General features: G+C 69.9%; 20 protein-coding genes and 1 pseudogene. 14 read left to right on the top strand and 7 right to left on the bottom strand.

Features of this window, described 5'->3' with window-relative positions; genetic code table 11:
* Nucleotides 1-122: 122 nt before the first annotated feature.
* Together ACFXBC_RS32150 and ACFXBC_RS32145 are read right to left on the bottom strand one after the other, a co-directional pair.
* Nucleotides 123-317: a DUF397 domain-containing protein gene (locus ACFXBC_RS32150; protein WP_385032595.1), complete on the bottom strand. Its 195-nt coding sequence runs from the start codon at nt 315-317 to the stop codon at nt 123-125.
* A gap of 13 nt (nt 318-330) precedes the next feature.
* Nucleotides 331-1,182, bottom strand: a complete 852-nt coding sequence (locus ACFXBC_RS32145; protein ID WP_385032592.1) for a helix-turn-helix domain-containing protein — start codon at nt 1,180-1,182, stop codon at nt 331-333.
* Nucleotides 1,183-1,430: 248 nt separating this feature from the next.
* Here ACFXBC_RS32145 and ACFXBC_RS32140 point away from each other — a divergent pair, with 248 nt between their 5' ends.
* On the top strand, nt 1,431-1,901 hold the full coding sequence (locus ACFXBC_RS32140) for an ATP-binding protein (RefSeq protein ID WP_385032589.1): 471 nt from the start codon (nt 1,431-1,433) through the stop codon (nt 1,899-1,901).
* A gap of 127 nt (nt 1,902-2,028) precedes the next feature.
* Complete coding sequence (locus ACFXBC_RS32135; protein ID WP_385032586.1) at nt 2,029-2,499, top strand: hypothetical protein; 471 nt, start codon at nt 2,029-2,031, stop codon at nt 2,497-2,499.
* 158 nt (nt 2,500-2,657) lie between these two features.
* Here the strand turns inward: ACFXBC_RS32135 and ACFXBC_RS32130 are convergent, their stop codons facing one another.
* Both ACFXBC_RS32130 and ACFXBC_RS32125 read right to left on the bottom strand, forming a co-directional pair.
* Entirely contained in the window at nt 2,658-4,586 is a 1,929-nt protein-coding gene (locus ACFXBC_RS32130) for a bifunctional metallophosphatase/5'-nucleotidase (protein ID WP_385032583.1), read from the bottom strand.
* 106 nt (nt 4,587-4,692) lie between these two features.
* Nucleotides 4,693-4,794 (bottom strand): annotated as a pseudogene (locus tag ACFXBC_RS32125) (DNA-binding response regulator); the annotation flags it as partial.
* A gap of 126 nt (nt 4,795-4,920) precedes the next feature.
* On the opposite strand from ACFXBC_RS32125, the gene ACFXBC_RS32120 reads away from it, so the two are divergent.
* The 5 genes from ACFXBC_RS32120 (at nt 4,921) to ACFXBC_RS32100 (ending at nt 9,606) form a co-directional block, all read left to right on the top strand.
* Nucleotides 4,921-5,973: a YhcG family protein gene (locus tag ACFXBC_RS32120; protein WP_385032580.1), complete on the top strand. Its 1,053-nt coding sequence runs from the start codon at nt 4,921-4,923 to the stop codon at nt 5,971-5,973.
* 80 nt (nt 5,974-6,053) lie between these two features.
* Nucleotides 6,054-7,001 carry a mycothiol synthase gene (gene mshD, locus ACFXBC_RS32115; protein WP_385032577.1) on the top strand — a complete coding sequence of 316 codons (948 nt, stop codon included), beginning with the start codon at nt 6,054-6,056 and terminating at the stop codon, nt 6,999-7,001.
* 246 nt (nt 7,002-7,247) lie between these two features.
* On the top strand, nt 7,248-7,781 hold the full coding sequence (locus ACFXBC_RS32110) for a GntR family transcriptional regulator (protein WP_385032574.1): 534 nt from the start codon (nt 7,248-7,250) through the stop codon (nt 7,779-7,781).
* Entirely contained in the window at nt 7,778-8,671 is an 894-nt protein-coding gene (locus ACFXBC_RS32105; RefSeq protein WP_385032571.1) for an ABC transporter ATP-binding protein, read from the top strand. The genes ACFXBC_RS32110 and ACFXBC_RS32105 overlap by 4 nt, the downstream gene beginning before the upstream one ends.
* Nucleotides 8,668-9,606, top strand: coding sequence for an ABC transporter permease (locus ACFXBC_RS32100; protein WP_385032568.1), 939 nt, complete (start codon nt 8,668-8,670; stop codon nt 9,604-9,606). Before ACFXBC_RS32105 ends, ACFXBC_RS32100 begins: the two co-directional genes overlap by 4 nt.
* A gap of 93 nt (nt 9,607-9,699) precedes the next feature.
* Here the strand turns inward: ACFXBC_RS32100 and ACFXBC_RS32095 are convergent, their stop codons facing one another.
* Nucleotides 9,700-10,263: a dihydrofolate reductase family protein gene (locus ACFXBC_RS32095; protein ID WP_385032565.1), complete on the bottom strand. Its 564-nt coding sequence runs from the start codon at nt 10,261-10,263 to the stop codon at nt 9,700-9,702.
* Nucleotides 10,264-10,461: 198 nt separating this feature from the next.
* On the opposite strand from ACFXBC_RS32095, the gene ACFXBC_RS32090 reads away from it, so the two are divergent.
* From ACFXBC_RS32090 to ACFXBC_RS32080, 3 genes are all read left to right on the top strand, one after another.
* Nucleotides 10,462-12,687 (top strand): RNA degradosome polyphosphate kinase, encoded by a 2,226-nt coding sequence (locus tag ACFXBC_RS32090; RefSeq protein WP_385032562.1) that lies wholly within the window; start codon nt 10,462-10,464, stop codon nt 12,685-12,687.
* 103 nt (nt 12,688-12,790) lie between these two features.
* Nucleotides 12,791-13,780 carry a CHAD domain-containing protein gene (locus ACFXBC_RS32085; RefSeq protein ID WP_385032559.1) on the top strand — a complete coding sequence of 330 codons (990 nt, stop codon included), beginning with the start codon at nt 12,791-12,793 and terminating at the stop codon, nt 13,778-13,780.
* Complete coding sequence (locus ACFXBC_RS32080) at nt 13,777-14,223, top strand: NUDIX hydrolase (protein WP_385032556.1); 447 nt, start codon at nt 13,777-13,779, stop codon at nt 14,221-14,223. Before ACFXBC_RS32085 ends, ACFXBC_RS32080 begins: the two co-directional genes overlap by 4 nt.
* Before the next feature lie 17 nt (nt 14,224-14,240).
* On the opposite strand, the gene ACFXBC_RS32075 is transcribed toward ACFXBC_RS32080, so the two are convergent.
* Together ACFXBC_RS32075 and ACFXBC_RS32070 are read right to left on the bottom strand one after the other, a co-directional pair.
* Nucleotides 14,241-14,669 (bottom strand): PIN domain-containing protein, encoded by a 429-nt coding sequence (locus ACFXBC_RS32075; RefSeq protein ID WP_385032553.1) that lies wholly within the window; start codon nt 14,667-14,669, stop codon nt 14,241-14,243.
* On the bottom strand, nt 14,666-14,938 hold the full coding sequence (locus tag ACFXBC_RS32070) for a type II toxin-antitoxin system Phd/YefM family antitoxin (protein ID WP_385032550.1): 273 nt from the start codon (nt 14,936-14,938) through the stop codon (nt 14,666-14,668). Before ACFXBC_RS32070 ends, ACFXBC_RS32075 begins: the two co-directional genes overlap by 4 nt.
* 286 nt (nt 14,939-15,224) lie before the next feature.
* Here ACFXBC_RS32070 and pstS point away from each other — a divergent pair, with 286 nt between their 5' ends.
* The 4 genes from pstS (at nt 15,225) to pstB (ending at nt 19,490) form a co-directional block, all read left to right on the top strand.
* Nucleotides 15,225-16,361: a phosphate ABC transporter substrate-binding protein PstS gene (gene pstS, locus ACFXBC_RS32065; RefSeq protein WP_385032547.1), complete on the top strand. Its 1,137-nt coding sequence runs from the start codon at nt 15,225-15,227 to the stop codon at nt 16,359-16,361.
* 250 nt (nt 16,362-16,611) lie between these two features.
* The gene (gene pstC / locus ACFXBC_RS32060; RefSeq protein ID WP_385032544.1) at nt 16,612-17,607 is read left to right on the top strand and encodes a phosphate ABC transporter permease subunit PstC; all 996 of its coding nucleotides are present in this window, start codon (nt 16,612-16,614) and stop codon (nt 17,605-17,607) included.
* Nucleotides 17,604-18,689, top strand: coding sequence for a phosphate ABC transporter permease PstA (pstA, locus tag ACFXBC_RS32055; protein ID WP_385032541.1), 1,086 nt, complete (start codon nt 17,604-17,606; stop codon nt 18,687-18,689). Before pstC ends, pstA begins: the two co-directional genes overlap by 4 nt.
* A 24-nt stretch (nt 18,690-18,713) precedes the next feature.
* Nucleotides 18,714-19,490, top strand: coding sequence for a phosphate ABC transporter ATP-binding protein PstB (gene pstB / locus ACFXBC_RS32050; RefSeq protein ID WP_385032538.1), 777 nt, complete (start codon nt 18,714-18,716; stop codon nt 19,488-19,490).
* Nucleotides 19,491-19,647: the final 157 nt, after the last annotated feature.

The raw sequence follows: 19,647 nt of genomic DNA, 5'->3' as shown, positions 1-19,647 counted from the left end.
CTGTTTCTGTTATGTCACCCCCGCTCCGTCCGCACCCGCCGCCCCCCCCCGCGCCCCGCGCGCCCGCCCCCCCCCCCCGCCGCCCCCCCCCCCCCCCCCCCCCGCGACTGGACCCTGGCGTGTCAGGCCAGGTCGTCGAACTCGCCTTCCTTCGCACCCCCGAGGAAGGCGCGGAGCTTGGCCCGGCTGGTCCGGATGATCACATCCGGGTTATCGCTCTCGCGCATCAGGATCTCGCCCCCGCACTCGGCAAGCTCCAGGCAATCGGAGCCTTCGGCATTGGAAGACTTCGAGGACTTTCGCCACTGAATTTCCATCATTCTCACGCCTTCATACTTGTTGAGCTATTTTGCGAATGAAGTCCCGCGAACTTTCCGGATCAAGCGCTTTCTCCTCGGTCCGCTCCAGAGCAACTCGCCAGTTCTCCAAGTCGGTCTCGGAATCCAGAAACCCTGATCCGGTCGTTGTATCAATCTGCACCGTGTCGAGTTGCGGCACGACGCCACGCACGTAGTGCGCCGAACTACTGGCATGCGGGAACCCACCTGCCGCGAACGGGATCGCCCGAATCGTTACATTGTCGCGGTCCGACTGTTTCAGCAAATTTTCGAGCTGGCTACGGGCAACAGAGGGCCCGCCGAACGTCATTCTCAGTGCAGCTTCATGTACGAGGAAGGTGCAGTCGACCAACTCAGGCCGGTCCAGAACATCGCGTCGCTTCAGCCGATGGGACAGCTGCCGACGCAGACGAGCGGGGCTCGGCTGCGGGACACTCTCCGCAAAGACGGCGCGCGCGTAGTCCTCGGTCTGGAGCAGGCCGGGCATATACATGATCTGCACCGACCGGAAGCCCACGGCATGGTGCTCAAGCTCAGCCAGGTCGAGCGCCCCACTGGTGAGGTGACCTCGATAGTCCTCCCACCAACCGTTTATGCGTTCGGTCGCCATGTGGGCAAGGGCCTCGACATAAGCCTCATCGGGGCACCCGTAGTGGCCGGCCCACGTGCGCACTCGTTCAGCGCTCACACCGAACCTGCCGGACTCGATGTTGCTGATGGTGGTGCGATCCGTACCGAGCATGGCCGCAGCTGCGGTGAGCGACAGGCCCGTGTGCTCCCGGATCCTGCGCAACTCGGTACCCAGACGACGCTGACGCGCCGTGGGCGCCTTCCTCGATGGCATGGATCTCTCCTCTTGTCGGGTCTCAGTGTGGCCCCCTGACCGACACGGGTCCAACACACACATAACTTAGTGGAATGTCGTCTAACACGTGAGGCGATGCGCTAGCGTGGCCTCAGCGCCGCGCACCTGACTGCCAGGTCCGAAGTGCAGCCATTCCGGCGTGCGTTGAAGCGCGCCGCGACAGAGCCATCGCCACGGACAACGAGCGGCGCACCCGTTTCGGATCGCTTCGCGTAGGGAGAACCGTCATGACCCCCGTCGCATCACGCCCCCCACAGGGCGGTGAGCTGTACCGCATGGCCGTACCCAACACCGCCAACGCCCCCCGCATCGCACGGGACTTCGTCACCTCGCTGCTCACAGTCGGCCGCCACCGCGAACTGGCCGACGACGCGCGGCTCTGCGTCGCGGAGGTGGTGACCAACGCCCACCGCCACACCCGTACGCCCAGGATCCAGCTCTGCGCGACCGTCAACCGCAAGCAGGTCACCGTCTCGGTCGCGGACAACGCACCCTGGTTTCTCCCCGTGCTCACCCCGTCGGCCCCGGCCGGTGAACTGGAGGGCGGGCGCGGGCTGTTGCTGCTCGACCAACTGGCGCACGCCTGGGGCTGGACGCTTCTCGGCGGCTGCACCCCCGACCGCAAGGCCGTCTGGTTCACGCTCGGCCGGGCGGAGCCAACGAGGCACCCGGGTCCGCGCAGCCGACCGGCCGGATAATCCGACTCCCATAACTCGTTGGAGTGGAAGTGCCCGGGGGACCTCTGGACAGAACACTGCACACTGTGTGCCTACTGGTCACAGAGGGTCACCGCTGCGGTGGCCCCTGTCACCCAAGGAGCACGCCATGAAGTTCCGTACCTCAGTGTGTCTCGCGGCCGTATCGGCAACGCTGCTTCTCGGCGCGGGAAGCGCCTTCGCGGCCCCGGCCCTCACCACGGGCCAGGCCGGGACGGCCAAGGTCAGCGCCGCCCGCCCCACCAGCGACCACATCATCCGGCCGCGCGCCACGCTGTGCAGGAACCAGGCCTGGACCTCGGGGAACGGACGGGCGAGCCTGCGCATGCAGGAGGACGGCAACTTCGTTCTCTACAAGGACGGGCGCCCGGCCTGGCAGGCGCCCAACACCTGGTCGCACGGGAACTGCGCGGTCTTCCAGGAGGACGGCAACTTCGTCGTCTACAACCGCGCCAACGAGCCCGTCTGGGCCTCCGGCACCTGGCACAAGGGCGCCTACCTGGCCATCCAGGACGACGGCAACGTCGTGATCTACAACAACGCCCACCGCCCTGTCTGGGCCACCAACACCGGTGACTGACCGGCCGGTTCCCCGTCCGGGAACTGAAAACTGAAACAGGGGCGGCGCGTTACCGAGGGCCCTCGGGGTCCGCCGCCCCGCCAGCCGCCGGCCGGAGCCGTGGCCCCCGCCCGCCGGACGGAGCAGGAGCCACAGTCCCATCACCTCTGTGAGGAGGGTTACCTGACGACCGTGATCCGGTCGGCCGTAGGCGTCGGGATCGGCTTGGACGCCGAGGAGTTCGCCGCCAGATAGGCATTGAACACATCAAGATCGGACGCACCGACCAGCTTGTTCGTGCCCTGGCCCAGCGCCGCGAAGCCGTCGCCGCCGCCCGCGAGGAACTCGTTCATCGCGACACGGTAGGTCGCGGCCGGGTCGATGGCCTTGCCGTTCAGCCTGACCGTGTCCGTGACCACCCGGTCCGCACCCGACTTCGTCAGGTCGAGGGTGTACGTCAGCCCCTTCGACACCTGGAGGATCTTCGGGGATGCCTCATTGCCCCCGGTGACCTGCTGCTGGAGCGCGGTGAGGAGCTGCGCGCCGGTCAGATCGACCACGTTCATCATGTTGGTGAACGGCTGCACGGTGAACGCCTCGCCGTACGTCACCACCCCGTCCCCCTCGTCGCCGCTCGCCTTGTACACCAGGTCGGACCTGATGCCGCCCGGGTTCATCAGGGCCAGCTGGGCACCGCCCTTGTCCGCGGGGGCGAGCCCGGCGAGCTGCGCGTCGGCGATCAGATCGCCGAGCCGGGTCTCCGGGGACGTGTCGCCGCGTCCGTTGATGTCGGCCGAGATGTAGCCCTGCGGCTTGTTGGCGATCGGGGCGGCCAGTGCGTTCCAGCGGGTGATCAGCGAGGTGATGTCCCGCGCCTTGGGCTGATCGCGGCTGACGACATGGTTGACGGGCCGCACGGCCGCACCCGGCCTGCCGTGCCCGCCGGCCGTCTTCGCCGAAGTCCGCACGATGTCATGGGTCTTGAGGTCGTACGTCAGGGTGCTGTCCGTGTACAGCCTCCCGAAGGACGCCGCCGACGTCACCATGCGCGAGTTGCCCGCCGGGTCCGGGATGTCACACACGTACGACTGGTGGGTATGGCCGGTGACCAGCGCGTCCACCATGGGCGAGATGCCCTTGGCGATGTCCACGATGGGGCCCGAGATACCGTCGCCCGCGCCCGGCGAGTCACAGTCGTAGTTGTACGAGCTGCTGGCGGGCATCCCGCCCTCGTGGATGAGCGCGACGATGGACTTGACGCCCTGACGGTCCAGCTCCTTGGCGTACTTGTTGACCGTCTCGATCTCGTCGTGGAACTTGAGGCCCTTGACGCCGTTCGCGGTCACGACGTTGGGCGTGCCCTTCAGGGTCACCCCGATGAAGCCGATCTTGACGCCGTTCTTCTTCCACACCGTGTACGGCTTGAGGATCGGCTTGCCGGTCTTCTCACTGGTCACATTGGCGGCCAGGTAGGGGAAGTCCGCGCCCTTGAACTTCTTGCCCTTCTCGAAACAGCCGTCGGCCGGATGGCAGCCGCCGTTCTGCATCCGGGCCAGCTCGGTCGCGCCCTCGTCGAACTCGTGGTTGCCGACGGATGTGACGTCGAGCTTGATGTCGTTGAGCGCCTCGATGGTCGGCTCGTCATGGAAGAGCCCCGACAGCATCGGACTCGCACCGATCATGTCGCCGCCCGCCGCGGTGACCGAGTACGGGTGCCCCTTGCGGGCGGCCCGCAGCGAACTCGCCAGATACTCCACACCTCCCGCGGGGACCGACTTCACGGTGCCGTCGGGCTGCGCCTCGGCCACCGTGCCCGAGGAGCCGGCCGGCGGCTCCAGATTCCCGTGCAGATCGTTGAAGGACAGCATCTGCACATCGACGGTCGGGTCGGGCTTGGGGTGGCCGGGCCTGGGGTGGTGGTGCGCCCCGTGCTGCCCATGGCCCCCGTGGCCGTGGCTGCCATGGCCGAGGCTGCCGTGGTCCTGGGCCTGGGCCGGCAGGGCGGCGACCAGCGCGCCGACCGTCGCGAGCCCGGCAGCGGCGGCCAGCATCCGACGGGTCGCGCGCGCACGCCGACGACCGTGCGCTCTATGAGGTTTGGCTGACATTCGTCCCCTTGTGAGTTCTGTGTGAAGGCTGAGGGGTGACGCTCGGCAGCCTAGAGTCAACGCGCGTAGCGCGACAGGGGGATGAGGTCAGGAGCTTCGGAAGGCGTCAGCCCGCGACCTCGGGCACGACCAGCCGGGTTTCGTACGCGATCACCACCGCGTGGGTCCGGTTCTGGGCGCCGAGCTTGGTCAGCACCCCGGCGGCATGCCCGCCCGCGCACCGACAGCCGCCCCCGCCAGTCGCCCAGCGCAGCCTGCCCACCGAGTCACCCGTTCGGTGGATTGATTTCGGAAGGAACGTCACAGCACGAGAAGCGACCGAAAGTCTGTCCCCGTGAACGACGACACGGTCAGGGGCGTTGTACCCCTCCAGGCCCCCGCTCTCCCGCCCGGCTTCTTCGACCTGGTGCACGACCTCAAGGCAATCGTGCGCGGCGCCCATGTCCGCGCCCAGTTGAAGGTCAACACCGAGATGCTCCTCATGTACTGGGAGATCGGCAGGACGATCCTGGCTCGGCAGCAGGACGAGAAGTGGGGCACGAAGATCATCGAACGCATCTCGGCCGAGTTGCGCACCGAGTTCCCGAACCAGCGGGGTTTCAGCGCGCGGAACGTCAAATATATGCGTCAGCTGGCTCGAACATGGCCCGAACAATTTGGGCAGCAAGCTGCTGCCCAATTGCCCTGGGGCCACCTCCAGCTCCTGATGGACAAGTGCGAGACCCGCTTTGAGCTGGACTTCTACGTCCAGCACGCCGTCCACCACGGCTGGTCGCGGGACCACCTCGGCTCGATGATCCACACCGCGCTGCACCGAGCCAAGGGTGCGGCCGCCAACAACTTCGACGTCAGCCTGCCGGAGAGTTCCGACGCGGTGAAGGAGATCTTCAAGGATCCCTACCGGCTCGACTTCACCGAACTCACCGGGCGCCCGGCGGAGCGCGATCTGGAGGACGCGCTCGTCGCCAATCTGGTCAGGTTCCTGACCGAACTCGGCGTCGGATTCGCCTTCGTGGGGCGCCAGTACCCCGTCGTGGTGGGCGACAGCGAATTCCGTATCGATCTCCTCTTCTATCACTGCAGACTGCACTGCTATGTCGTGCTGGAGCTCAAGACCCGGAAGGCCCATCCGGAGCATTTCGGACAACTCGGGTTCTATGTGTCAGTGGTCGACGACCTGGTCCGTGACAAGGCTGTCGACGGCCCCACCGTCGGCATCCTCATCGCCGAGAGCCGGGACCGCTCCATGGTCGAGTACGCGCTGCGCGGGTACAGCAAGCCTCTCGCAGTCAGCACCTACGCCGGACTGCCGGAGCACGTACAAGGGCTGCTGCCGAGCGCAGAGGATCTCTCCCGTGTCGCGGACGGTGTTCTGCGCACGCGCTAACCGGCTTCCCGCGTATGCGATTGCCGACTCCCGGCCCGCGGCCCCACCGCCCGCCACCTCTCCCCCGTACGCTCGTCCGCATGACGAATGTGCCCGCAGTCCCCGCCTCCGGCCGGCAGATCCAGATCCTCGACACCCTCACCGCCGACCAGGAGCAAGCCGTACGCGCGCTGCTCGCCGAGGCCGCGCGGACCGACGGGCAGCAGGCCGTCTCCGAGCAGGGGCGGCTCCAGCTGCGCGGCGAGCGGCGTGCAGGGGTCCAGCACTTCCTGGTCGGCATCGGTGACACGCTCACCGGATACGCCCAGCTGGAGGCGGTCGACCCGGTCGAGGCGCCCGCCGCCGAGCTGGTCGTCCACCCCTCGCACCGGGGGCAGGGCCACGGCCGTGCGCTCGGCTCCGCGCTGATGGCCGCGTCCGGACGGCGGCTGCGCGTCTGGGCGCACGGGGGGCATGCGTCGGCACGCCACCTCGCCCAGGTGCTCGGCCTCGCCATGTTCCGTGAACTGCGCCAGCTGCGGCGCCCGTTGGTCCCGCTGGACATCCCGGAGCCGGTGTATCCCGAGGGCGTCACCGTACGGACCTTCGTACCCGGCCAGGACGACGCGGCCTGGCTCGCCGTGAACGCCGCGGCCTTCGCCCACCACCCCGAGCAGGGGTCGATGAGCCAGCGCGACCTTGACGACCGGAAGGCGGAGTCCTGGTTCGACCCGAAGGGGTTCTTCCTGGCCGTACGGGACACGGAGACGGACGGCGTCCCCGGCGAGGAGATCGTCGGCTTCCACTGGACGAAGGTGCACGCGGACGAGCAGCTGGGCGAGGTGTACGTGGTCGGCATCCGCCCCGACGCCCAGGGCGGCGGCCTCGGCAAGGCGCTGACCGCGACCGGGCTGCGCCACCTCGCGGCCGAGGGGCTGCCCACCGCGATGCTGTACGTGGACGCCGACAACACGGCCGCCGTCACGGTGTACGAACGGCTGGGCTTCACCACGCACGAGGTCGACCTGATGTACCGCTCGGAGTCCTGACCCCGGACCCTTCAGGCCCGGACGCTCCCCGTTCGGACCCTTTTCGGCCGGACCCTTCGGGCTCGGACACCTCCCGCCCGGACCCTTTCCGCCGGCAGGAACACCGCACGTCACACAGCCCTCCCCGGTCCGCCGGGGAGGGCTTTCCTCAGGGCCTGTCGTGGACCCTTCCGCTCATGGAGTTGACACCGGGCAGGCCCTTGCATCACCCTTTCACTACTCAAGTAGTGAAAGGGGGGAAGGCGCGTGATCGAGTTCCGTATAGACCGGCGCAGCGGGGTCTCGACGTATCTCCAGATCGTCCAGCAGACCAAACAGGCCATGCGGCTGGGCCTGCTGCAGCCCGGCGACCAGCTGCCCACCGCACGCGCGGTCGTCGAGTCCACCGCCATCAACCCCAACACGGTCCTGAAGGCCTACCGCGAGCTGGAGCGCGAGGGCCTGGTCGAGGCCCGGCGCGGGATGGGCACCTTCGTCCGCAAGTCGCTCGGGCGGACCCCGCCCGCGGATTCGGCGCTGCGGGCCGAGCTGACCGAGTGGGCCGACCGGGCCCGTACCGCCGGACTGGAGAAGGACGACGCGGCGGCGCTCTGCGCGTCCGTACTCGACGCCTGCTTCCGGACCGGCCCCACCGGCCCCGGCTCCGGCTCCGACACCGGCTCCGGCACCACCGAGTCCGGCACCGGCACCACCGAGTCCGGCACCGGCTCCGGCTCCGCCTCCAGCCCCGCCACCACCAGCCCCACCGCCACCCGCTCCAAGGGGGACACACCGACATGACCGACACCGCCATCGAAGCCTTCGGGCTCGGCAAGACCTACGGGAGGCGGCGCGGCCGGGCGCTGCGGGGCTGTTCGTTCCGGCTGCCCGCCGGCCGGATCTGCGCGCTGGTGGGCCCCAACGGCGCCGGCAAGTCGACGCTGCTCGCCCACGCGGCGGGGCTGCTGCGGCCCACCGAGGGCGCCATCCAGGTACTCGGTACATCCCCCGCCGCCGCCCGCGAGCGGATCGCCTTCGTCGGCCAGAACAAGCCGCTGGTCGGGCAGTTGACCGTCGCCGAGACCCTGCGCACGGGGTACGAGCTGAACCCGGCCCGCTGGGACGCGGCGACAGCGGAGCGCGTCGTCGCCGGGGCCGGGTTGAAAGGGAACGAGCCCGTCCGCACCCTCTCCGGCGGTCAGCGCACCCGCGTGGCCCTCGCGCTCGCCCTCGGCAAGCGGCCCGAACTGATGCTGCTGGACGAGCCGATGGCCGACCTCGACCCGCTCGCCCGGCACGAACTGATGGGCGCCCTGATGTCCGAGGCGGCCGAGCACGGCACCACGATCGTGATGTCCTCCCACATCCTGGCCGAACTGGAGGGTGCCTGCGACTACTTGCTGCTGGTCGACGGCGGCCGGGTGCGGCTGGGCGGCGAGACCGATGACCTGCTCTCCGTCCACGCCCTGCTGACCGGGCCGGTCGCCGACCTCGGCCCGCACACCGTCATCGAATCACGCACCACCGGCCGCCAGCTGACCGCGCTGGTACGCAGGGACGGGCCGGTCTCGGGCGACTGGCAGACCGCGGAACCGTCTCTGGAGGAGCTGCTCCTCGCCCATCTGCGGTCACCCGACGCACCCGCGCTGCTGACACCGAGCGCTGAACACCGTACGGAGGCACGAGCATGAACCCCCTGCACGCGAGCACCGAGACCGGCGTCGCCGCCACCGCGGGAACGGCCGGAACAGGATGGCTGCGCGGTCCCTACTGGGTCGCCGTCCGCATGCACCGCTCCACCCTCCGGTGGGCCGCCGGGCTGATCGTCCTGGCCCTGGTCATGCTGATCGCGGTCCGGGTCTGGGGCGGCGGTCTGACCGGCCGCTACTGGTCGGACGGCCACCTGGTGGAGAACGTGGCTTCGGTGATCATGCTGCTCCCCTATCTGATCGCCGCCTTCACGGCCGGACCGCTCGTCGCCCGCGAGCTGGAGTCCGGCAACAACCAGCTGCTGTGGACCCAGTCCGTCTCCCCCCTCCGCTGGTTCGCCTCGAAGCTCGCCGTACCGGCCGCGCTGGCCCTCGTCGGTTCGGCCGTGCTCGACGGCGTCTTCCGCTGGGTCTGGAGCGCCGCCCCGCACCAGGACCCGACCCGGCACTGGTACCCCGACAGCGTGTACGAGGCGCTCGGCCCGATCGGCATCGCCACCGCCCTGCTCGCGGTCCCGCTCGGTGCGCTGGCCGGTCTGCTGGTCCGCCGTACGGTGCCCGCCATCGTGACCGGCCTGGTCGCGACCGCGGTCGTGTCCGGTGTGCTCGGCGCCGTACGCGGCCACCTCTGGCCGGTCGTGACCGTCCGCACGAGCCTCGCCGAGGGCTACCCGGCGATGAACGGCATGGTCACATCCGAGGGCGCGGTCACGGGCAGCGGCGCCCATGTGGCCGACCCGATCTGTGTGGACGACAAGCAGTGCCAGCAGGCCCACAACCTGGCGGGCTACTTCCGCTCCTCCCACCCTGTCTCCCACTTCTGGCCGCTCCAGCTGGTCGAGACCGGCATCCTGCTGGCCCTGGCCGCCGTGCTGACCCTGGTGGTGTTCCGCATCGTGAAGCGGACGGCCGTCTGAACCCCGGCCGGACCGCTGCGGCCCGCACCCCGCGGAACCACACCCCTCCGGCCCGCGCCCGCCCCGCCCCGCCCCGCCCCGGAACCTGCGCGCTCAGGCCGGGGCGTAGCGCTGGAGGGTGATCCCGCTGCGGAAGGGCTTCGACTCCAGGAGCCGCAGCCGCGGGATCCCGTACCCCTCGGGGAAGAGCCGGCGACCGCGGCCCTGGACCACCGGATAGACGAAGAAGCGGTACTCGTCGACCAGCCCGGCCGCGATCAGCGTGTGTGCCAGGGTGATGCTCCCGGTGAGCACGATGTCCTGGCCGCCCTCGCGCTCCTTCAGCGCGGCCACCTCCGCCACCGGGTCGCCCGCCAGCACCGTCGAGTTCTCCCACCCCGGATCGGTGAGCGTGCCGGACACGACGTACTTCCGCACCCGGTTCAGATACGCGGTGATACCGGTGGGGTCCTCGGTCTGCCGGGGCCAGTAGCCGCGGAAGTCCTCGAAGGTCCGGCGCCCGACGAGCAGGGCGTCGGCCCGGCTGTCCTGCCGGTGGCTCTCCGCCAGGAGGTCGTCCATGTCCGGGGCTCCCTGGCCCTGCGGGTCGAACCAGTCCGTGAGCATCTCGACCGCGCCGTCCACGGTGACGTTCTGGGTGACAGCGAGTGTGCGCATACTGAACCTCCTGTACAGCCGATGGTCCCGCGTAGGCGTGCCGCACGCCTCTCCAGCACTGACCGTTCCGGCCGGCAGGACTCATCGGTGGCCCGGACGTCATGTCCTCGTTACCCCTCATTCAGACGCGCTTGCGACCCTCTCGGAATGCAACCCGTCACCGCGCCCGCCGACCCTCCCGCGCGGAACAATGGGCATATGAGCCAGCAGCCCAGTGCAGAGGTCCCGGTCAAGCACGCCCAGCCCTCCGTCGGTTCCATCGCGGCGCACCGCCCGCACACTGTCGCCGCGGCCGTCCCCGACCTGGATCCCGGCATCGACGCCGATGTCGACGCGTACGAGGAGGACGGCTCCGGCAGCGAGCTGCCGGCCGGCCGCTTCCTCGACCGGGAACAGAGCTGGCTCGCCTTCAACGAACGCGTCCTCGAACTGGCCGAGGATCCGGCGACCCCCCTCCTCGAACGGGCTAACTTCCTCTCCATCTTCGCGAGCAACCTGGACGAGTTCTTCATGGTCCGGGTGGCCGGCCTCAAACGCCGTATCGCGACCGGCGTCGCCACCCGCTCGGCGTCCGGCTTCCAGCCCCGCGAGGTGCTGGAGCAGATCTGGACCAGGTCGCGCGAGCTCATGGCCCGGCACGCCGCCTGCTACCAGCAGGACGTCGCACCGGCCCTCGCCGACGAGAACATCCACCTGATCCGCTGGGACGACCTGACCGACAAGGAGAAGGCGCGGCTCTTCACCTTCTTCCGGCAGCGGATCTTCCCCGTGCTGACCCCGCTGGCCGTCGACCCCGCGCACCCCTTCCCGTACATCTCGGGGCTCTCGCTCAACCTCGCCGTGGTCGTCCGCAACCCGGTCAGCGGCCACCGCCACTTCGCCCGGGTCAAGGTGCCGCCGCTGCTCACCCGCTTCCTGGAGGCGTCGCCGCAGCGGTATGTGCCGGTCGAGGACATCATCGCGGCGCATCTGGAAGAGCTGTTCCCGGGGATGGAGGTGCTGGCGCACCACATGTTCCGGGTCACCAGGAACGAGGACCTGGAGGTCGAGGAGGACGACGCCGAGAACCTCCTCAAGGCCCTGGAGAAGGAGCTGATGCGGCGCCGCTTCGGGCCGCCCGTGCGGCTGGAGGTCGAGGAGTCCATCGACCCGTACATCCTCGACCTGCTGGTCCGTGAGCTGAAGGTCGCCGACGCCGAGGTCTACCCGCTGCCGGGGCCGCTCGACCTCACCGGTCTTTTCGGCATCGCGTCGCTGGAGCGCCCCGAGCTGAAGTACCCGCCGTTCATCGCGGGCACCCACCGCGATCTGGCCGAGGTCGAGTCCGCGTCCGCGCCCGACATCTTCGCCGCCCTGCGCGAGCGGGACGTGCTGCTGCACCATCCGTACGACTCGTTCTCCACCTCCGTACAGGCGTTCCTGGAGCAGGCGGCGGGCGACCCGGACGTCCTCGCGATCAAGCAGACGCTGTACCGAACGTCCGGCGACTCACCGATAGTGGACGCCCTGATCGACGCGGCCGAATCCGGCAAGCAGGTGCTCGTCCTGGTCGAGATCAAGGCCCGCTTCGACGAGCAGGCCAACATCAAATGGGCCAGGAAGCTGGAGGAGGCGGGCTGCCATGTCGTCTACGGCCTGGTGGGGCTGAAGACGCACTCCAAGCTCTCGCTCGTCGTACGCCAGGAGGGCGACACCCTGCGGCGCTACTCCCATGTCGGCACCGGCAACTACCACCCGAAGACGGCCAGGCTGTACGAGGACCTCGGTCTGCTCACCGCGGACCCGCAGGTCGGCGCGGACCTCTCCGACCTGTTCAACCGGCTCTCCGGCTACTCGCGGCGCGAGACCTACCGGCGGCTGCTCGTCGCCCCCAAGTCGCTCCGCGACGGCCTGGTCGCGCGGATCGACAAGGAGGTCGCGCACCAGCGCGCCGGACGCCCGGCCCATGTCCGTATCAAGGTCAACTCGATGGTCGACGAAGCGGTCATCGACGCCTGCTACCGGGCCGCGCGGGCCGGGGTCTCCGTCGACATCTGGGTACGCGGCATCTGCGCGCTACGCCCCGGCGTCACCGGCCTCTCCGAGAACATCCGGGTCAGGTCGGTACTCGGCCGCTTCCTCGAACACTCCCGGGTGTTCGCCTTCGGCAACGGCGGCGAGCCCGAAGTGTGGCTGGGCAGCGCCGACATGATGCACCGCAACCTGGACCGCAGGATCGAGGCGCTGGTCCGCGTCACCGACCCGGCCCACCGTGCCGCGCTCAGCCGGCTCCTGGAGACCGGTATGTCCGACACCACGTCCTCCTGGCATCTGGGGGCCGACGGCAACTGGACCCGCCACGCGACCGACGCCGACGGCCGGCCGCTGCGCCATGTGCAGGAAATGCTGATCGACGCGAGGAGGCGCCGCCGTGCGACCCCCTGACCGCTCCCGGCAGGCTCCGCCGTGCGGCCCCTGACGCCCCCGGAGACTCCGCCGCGCGACCACCCCATGACGCCCCTCGGAGGCGCAGCCGTGCGACCACCCCATGACGCTCCCCGGAGGCGCAGCCGTGCCACGCCCTGACCCGACGGCGACCGCGGGCCAGCTGCTCGCCCGCTATCTGCACGACCAGGCAGCGGAGTTCCTGCGCAGCCTGCGCACCTACTCGGAAGGGGACGAGGAGGCCGCCCGCGCCCTGCGCAGGTCGGCCCGCCGTATCAGCGGCACCCTGCACACCTTCCGCGGCCACCTCGACGCGGCCTGGGCCGACCAGCTCCGCTCCGAACTGGCCTGGCTCTCCGGCACGCTGGCCCGCGAACACGCGTACGCGGCACGGCTCGCCCGGCTGCTCGAAGCGCTCGGCAGACTCTCGGACGGTACGGCTTCGCTGCCGGGCCCCCGCGACGGTACGGCCGCCCACCCCGCGCCCGCCATGGGCGCCGCGCGCGCCGGCGCACTCCTGGAGCGACAGCTGACCCTGGCGAGGACCCGCGCCCACTCGGCGGCGCTCCAGGCGCTGGGCTCGTCCCGCTTCCACGCGGTCGCGGACGCGGTGGCGCTGCTGGCGTCCGATGTGCCCTTCGCACCGGCCGCGACCTCGTACGCCACCGAGACGCTGCCGCCGGCGGCCGAGACGGCGGGCCGCCGACTCTCGGACGCGGTGGCCGCGCTGCCGCTGCACCGGGCCGCGCACCCGTACAACGCCGAGGGGCTGAGCGACGCCCAGGACGCCCCCTGGCACCAGGTCAGACTGCTGCTGCGGCTGCACCGCTACGCCCAGGAGGCGCTGTACACAGGGCTGGACGACCGGCCGGGCCCCGACCTGCGGCTCTACGGCGCGGGCCAGGCCCTGGACCAGCACCGCGAGGCGGCAGAGGCCGCATCGGCGGCCGCCGCGGCGGCCCGTACGCCCCGGATCGCCCCGGCGACGGCGTACGCGCTGGGGGTGCTCCACGCCGACCAGCGCCATGAGGTGGAGGCCGCGCGCTACACCTTCCAGCAGACCTGGCAGCGTACGGCGGTGAGCGCCCCATGAGCGGCAACGGCAACGGCAGCGCGGACCGCACCGTACACGCGGCGGGGTGCGTGCTGTGGCGCCGCACCCCGGCCGGGGACCTGGAGATCTGCCTGGTCCACCGGCCGAAATATGACGACTGGTCGCACCCCAAGGGCAAGCTCAAACCGGACGAGGACCCGCTGACCGCCGCCCTGCGCGAGGTCAGGGAGGAGACCGGCCACCACTGCACCCCGGGCGCCCGCCTCCCCACCGTGCGGTACACGGCGAACGGCCGCCCCAAGGAGGTCAGCTACTGGTCCGCCGAGGCGACGGACGGCACCTTCACCCCGAACAGCGAGGTCGACCGCCTGCTCTGGCTCCCCCCGCCCGTCGCCCGCACCCGCCTCACCCAGCAGCGCGACCGGGAACTGCTCGACGCTCTGCTGCACGTGCCCGGCCTGGCAGTTGGTCAGCCGACATGACAAGCCCGGGCCGCTGCTCAGAGGTCGTCGGGAAGCAGACGGAAAGCAGGGTGCCCGGTGAGCGGCCGCACCGCCCGCATGTGCTTGCGGTCCAGCGTGGCGACCTCGTCCGTGGTGTACACGGCGGCCAGCGTGACGTTCATGGCGTCGGTGAGACCGATCTGCGGGTAGCGGTGCATGACCTGGAGCGCGGTGCTCAGATGTGCCTCGATCTCCGGGACGGCGTAACGGCGTACGGCAGTGCGGTCGCGGATGTGCGCGAGCGCCTTCCAGGCTGCTTCCGGCCCGCGCCGTGAGGTGAGCAGGTAGTCGAACTCGGCCAGTACCAGGGGCGAGATCACCAGATGTGACGCAGCGGCCACGGCGGCCCGGCAGGCGCGGTGTTCCGGCTCGCTCCGGTCGTAGAGGGCGATCAGCGCGGAGGTGTCGGCGACGGTGGCCCTCACCCGCCGAAGCCCTTCAGGTAGTGGGACCGGCCCTTCGTCCAGTCGACCGGCTCGTCGCACCCGTCTTCCTCACCGAAGACCGGCATGTCGGCGTCCTCGCCCATCGGGTCGTCGGGGTACGGAGGGACAGCCGCGCCGCCCACGCAGTCGATGGGGCGAAGTACGGCGACAGGGCGGCCGTTCTTCGTCACTGTGACGCTCTCGCCCCGCTCTGCTGCGGCGAGGATCCGGGAAGAGTTCTGATTGAACTCGCGGGCCGTGGCTTCCATGTACTACAGAGTAGTACATGGGCCGGAAACGCACGTCCCGTCCCGCGCCCCAGGCAAGCGAGGGGTGCGCACAGTGACCGCCGCCCACCGCACGGCGGCCCGCACACCCCCGCACCCGGTCGTCCGCCGAGGTTCACTCTCCGTTCACTCACCCCCGTCGACCACTTCACCTGATCTGCCTAATTTCGGCCTTACACGGTGCACGCACCCCGCCGCACCGGTCACCTCTTCGCACGCCGCCGTACAACGAATCGAAACCCGGCGGCTCCTGGAAGGAACACCCGAAGTGAAGCTTCAGCAGCGCAAGACCCGGCTCCGCGCCGCCGCGCTCGGCGCTCTCGCCGTATCCGGCGCCCTGGTCCTCACGGCGTGCGGTTCGGACAACAACAGCGGCTCGACCGGAGGCACCGGCACCAAGACGAACGCCGCGTCGGACGTCAAGTGCGACGGCGCGAAGGGCCAGCTGCGCGCCTCCGGTTCGAGCGCGCAGAAGAACGCGATGGACCTGTGGGCCAAGGGCTATATGGCCGCCTGTTCCGGCGTCGACATCAACTACAAGTCGTCCTCGTCCGGTGAGGGCATCGTCGCCTTCAACCAGGGCACGGTCGGCTACGCCGGTTCGGACTCGCCGCTGAAGCCCGCGGAGGTCGCGGACTCCAAGAAGGTCTGCTCCGGCGGCCGGGGCATCGACCTCCCGATGGTCGGCGGCCCCATCGCGGTCGGCTACCACCTGGAGGGCGTCGACAACCTGGTCCTCGACGGTCCGACCCTGGCGAAGATCTTCTCGGCGAAGATCAAGACCTGGGACGACCCGGCGATCAAGAAGCTCAACCCCGGCGCGAAGCTGCCGTCCAAGGCGATCCAGCCCTTCCACCGCTCCGAGGACTCCGGCACCACCGAGAACCTGAGCAAGTACCTGACCGCGGCGGCGCCCGACGACTGGAAGTACCCGGTCGGCAAGTCGTGGCCCGCGCCCGGCGGCCAGGCGGCGGCCGGTTCGGCCGGAGTCTCCCAGCAGGTGAAGCAGGTCGACGGCTCGATCGGCTACTTCGAGCTCTCGTACGCCACCTCGCAGAAGATCTCCACGGTCAAGATCGACACAGGCGCCTCGTCCCCCGTCGAAGCGACCTCCGACAACGCCTCCAAGGCCATCGCGGCCGCCAAGATCGTCGGCACCGGCTCCGACCTGTCGCTCAAGCTCGACTACACCACCAAGGCCGACGGCGCCTACCCGATCGTCCTGGTCACGTACGAGATCGTCTGCGACAAGGGCAACAAGTCCGACACCCTCGGCACCGTCAAGTCCTTCCTGAACTACACCGCGAGCGACGAGGGCCAGAAGCAGCTCTCGACCGCCGGTTACGCCCCGATCCCGGCCGAGATCAACGCCAAGGTGCGCAAGACGCTCGCCACGATCTCGTAGTCCGGCCGCCCGGTGCCGCGACAGGCACCGGCCCCACAGCAGTGACGGCGTGGGGGGCGGCGCGCGCCGGCCGGGCCGGCCCCCCCCCCCCCCCCCCGGGGCCCGCCCCCCCGCGGGGCCCCCCCCCCCCCCCCCCACCCGTGTCGGGGGGCCGGGGGCGGCGCGCCCCGCGCCCCCGGCCACCGCCCCCCCCATCCGGTGCACCGCCGCCAGGGGAGCCACCCGCTCCCCCACACAGACCGGAGAAACCATGGCTACCACCACACCGATAGACACCCCTCCACCGAAAACCTCTCTCCCCACCACGCCAGGCGCCTCCACCGGCCGGCTGGGCGACCGGGTCTTCCTCGGCCTCTCCAGAGGCTCGGGCGTCCTGCTCCTCGTGGTGATGGCAGCGATCGCGGGGTTCCTCACCTACCGCGCCTCCCTCGCCATCTCGAAGGACCAGGGCAACTTCCTCACGACGTCCGACTGGCTGCCCTCACAGACACCGCCGGTCTTCGGTATCGCGGTCCTGCTCGTCGGCACCGTCGTCAGCTCGGTCATCGCGATGGTCCTCGCCGTCCCGGTCGCCGTCGGTATCGCGCTCTTCATCTCGCACTACGCGCCGCGCAGGCTGGCCACCACCCTCGCCTACGTGGTGGACCTGCTGGCCGCCGTACCGAGCATCATCTACGGCATCTGGGGCGCCCTGATCCTGGTGCCGCACCTGGGCGGGCTCAACGCCTGGCTCGACCAGTACTTCAGCTGGACGTACGTCTTCGACCAGACCCAGTCCGGCGTCTCCCGCAACATGCTCACCGTCGGCATCCTGCTGGCGATCATGATCCTGCCGATCGTGACCAGCGTCAGCCGGGAGGTCTTCCTCCAGGTCCCGCGGATGAACGAGGAGGCCGCACTGGCCCTCGGCGCCACCCGCTGGGAGGTCGTCCGGCTCTCCGTACTGCCCTTCGGACGCTCCGGCATCATCTCCGCCTCGATGCTGGGCCTCGGCCGCGCGCTCGGCGAGACGATGGCCGTCGCCACGGTCCTCTCCCCCAGCTATGTGATGTCGCTGCATCTGCTCAACCCGGGCGGCGGCACCTTCGCCCAGAACATCGCGGCGAAGTTCGACGAGGCCAACCCGCTGGGGCGTGACGCCCTGATCGCGTCCGGCCTGGTCCTCTTCGTCCTCACCCTGCTCGTGAACGGCGCGGCCCGGCTGATCATCGCCCGCCGCAAGGAGTACTCGGGGGCCAACGCATGAGCGACACCGTCATCGAGACGGAGACCGGGCAGCGGAAGTCCCCCCGGGTCTCCGCAGCCTCCGGCCTCAGCGCCCGCAGCCTCCCGCGCTGGGCCCCGGCCGGCTTCGCCGCCGCCGCGATCGTGCTCGGCGCCGGCATCGGCGCGGCCGCCGGACTCAGCAGCAAGGTCCAGTGGGGCCTGATCGCCGCCGTCGTCTTCCTCGCGCTCTCCTATGTCACCACCGCCGTGGTCGAGAACAAGCGCCAGGCGAAGGACCGCTTCGCCACCAGCATCATCTGGGTCTGCTTCCTGCTGGCCGTCATCCCGCTGCTCTCGCTGCTGTGGACGACCGTCGGCCACGGGGTGAAGGACCTGAGCATCACCTTCCTCACCCACTCGATGGCCGGCGTCCTCTCGTCCGACCCGGGCGGCGGTGTCTACCACGCGCTGATCGGCACCCTGGAACAGGTCGGCATCGCCACGGTGATCGCCGTCCCGATCGGCCTGCTGACCGCGGTCTATCTGGTGGAGTACGGCAAGGGCGCGCTGGCCAGGGCCGTGACGTTCTTCGTGGACGTCATGACCGGCATCCCGTCCATCGTCGCCGGGCTCTTCATCCTGTCGATCATGCTGATGACCGGCACCGAGCCCTCGGGCCTGATGGGCGCGCTCGCGCTGACGATCCTGATGATCCCGGTCGTGGTCCGCTCCACCGAGGAGATGCTCAAGCTCGTCCCGAACGAGCTGCGCGAGGCCGCGCTGGCCCTCGGCGTACCGAAGTGGCGCATGATCCTCAAGGTCGTCCTGCCGACCGCGATCGGCGGGATCACCACCGGGGTGATGCTGGCCGTCGCACGGATCGCGGGCGAGACCGCGCCGATCATGCTGCTGGTGTTCGGCAGCCAGATGATCAACACCAACCCCTTCAAGGACGGCCAGTCCTCCCTGCCGTACTACATCTTCGAGCAGTACAAGCTCGGCGAGCCGCCCGCGATCGACCGGGCCTGGGCAGCGGCACTGGTGCTGATCGCCTTCGTCATGATCCTGAACCTCGTCGCCCGCGGCATAGCCCGCTGGAAGGCACCGAAGACCGGCCGCTGAGGCCGAGAGAAGAAGCTGATTCCCATGGCCAAGCGAATCGACGTCAGCGGCCTGACCGCCTACTACAGCTCCCACAAGGCCATCGAGGACATCTCGATGACCGTCGAGCCCCGCTCGGTGACCGCGTTCATCGGCCCCTCCGGCTGCGGGAAGTCGACCTTCCTGCGCACCCTCAACCGGATGCACGAGGTCACCCCCGGCGGCCGGGTCGAGGGCAAGGTGATGCTGGACGACGAGAACCTGTACGGGGCGAGCGTCGACCCCGTCGCGGTACGCCGTACGGTCGGCATGGTCTTCCAGCGGCCCAACCCCTTCCCGACCATGTCGATCTTTGACAACGTCGCGGCGGGCCTGCGCCTGAACGGCTCGTACAAGAAGAGCGAGCTGACCGACATCGTCGAGAAGTCGCTCCGCGGCGCCAACCTCTGGAACGAGGTCAAGGACCGTCTGAACAAGCCGGGCTCCGGGCTCTCCGGCGGCCAGCAGCAGCGGCTCTGCATAGCCCGCGCCATCGCGGTCGAACCGCAGGTCCTGCTGATGGACGAGCCGTGCTCGGCGCTCGACCCGATCTCCACGCTCGCCATCGAGGACCTGGTGGGCGAGCTCAAGGAGCGCTTCACGATCGTCATCGTGACGCACAACATGCAGCAGGCGGCGCGGGTCTCGGACCGTACGGCCTTCTTCAACCTCTCGGCGGTGGGCAAGCCGGGCCGGCTCATCGAGATCGACGAGACCGAGCGGATCTTCTCGAACCCGTCCGTCCAGGCGACCGAGGACTACATCTCGGGGCGCTTCGGATAGACGCCACGGCTTGCGGTGCTGCATGGCGGTGCCACCGCAAGGCAGAAAAGGGCGCGGCCCGCTCGTTTCCGGGGGCGGGGGCCGGTCGGTGCGCCGGTCAGCGCCGGGGGCCGCCGGGGGGGCTGCGCGCCGCGGGCGTGTGGCGGCGCCGGCGCGG

It is taken from the genome of Streptomyces sp. NPDC059398 (assembly GCF_042751845.1).
In the GTDB taxonomy this organism is placed as follows: Bacteria; Actinomycetota; Actinomycetes; order Streptomycetales; family Streptomycetaceae; genus Streptomyces.
The sequence above is the reverse complement of the archived record's forward strand: the minus strand, read 5'-3'. Positions and strand labels throughout refer to the sequence as shown.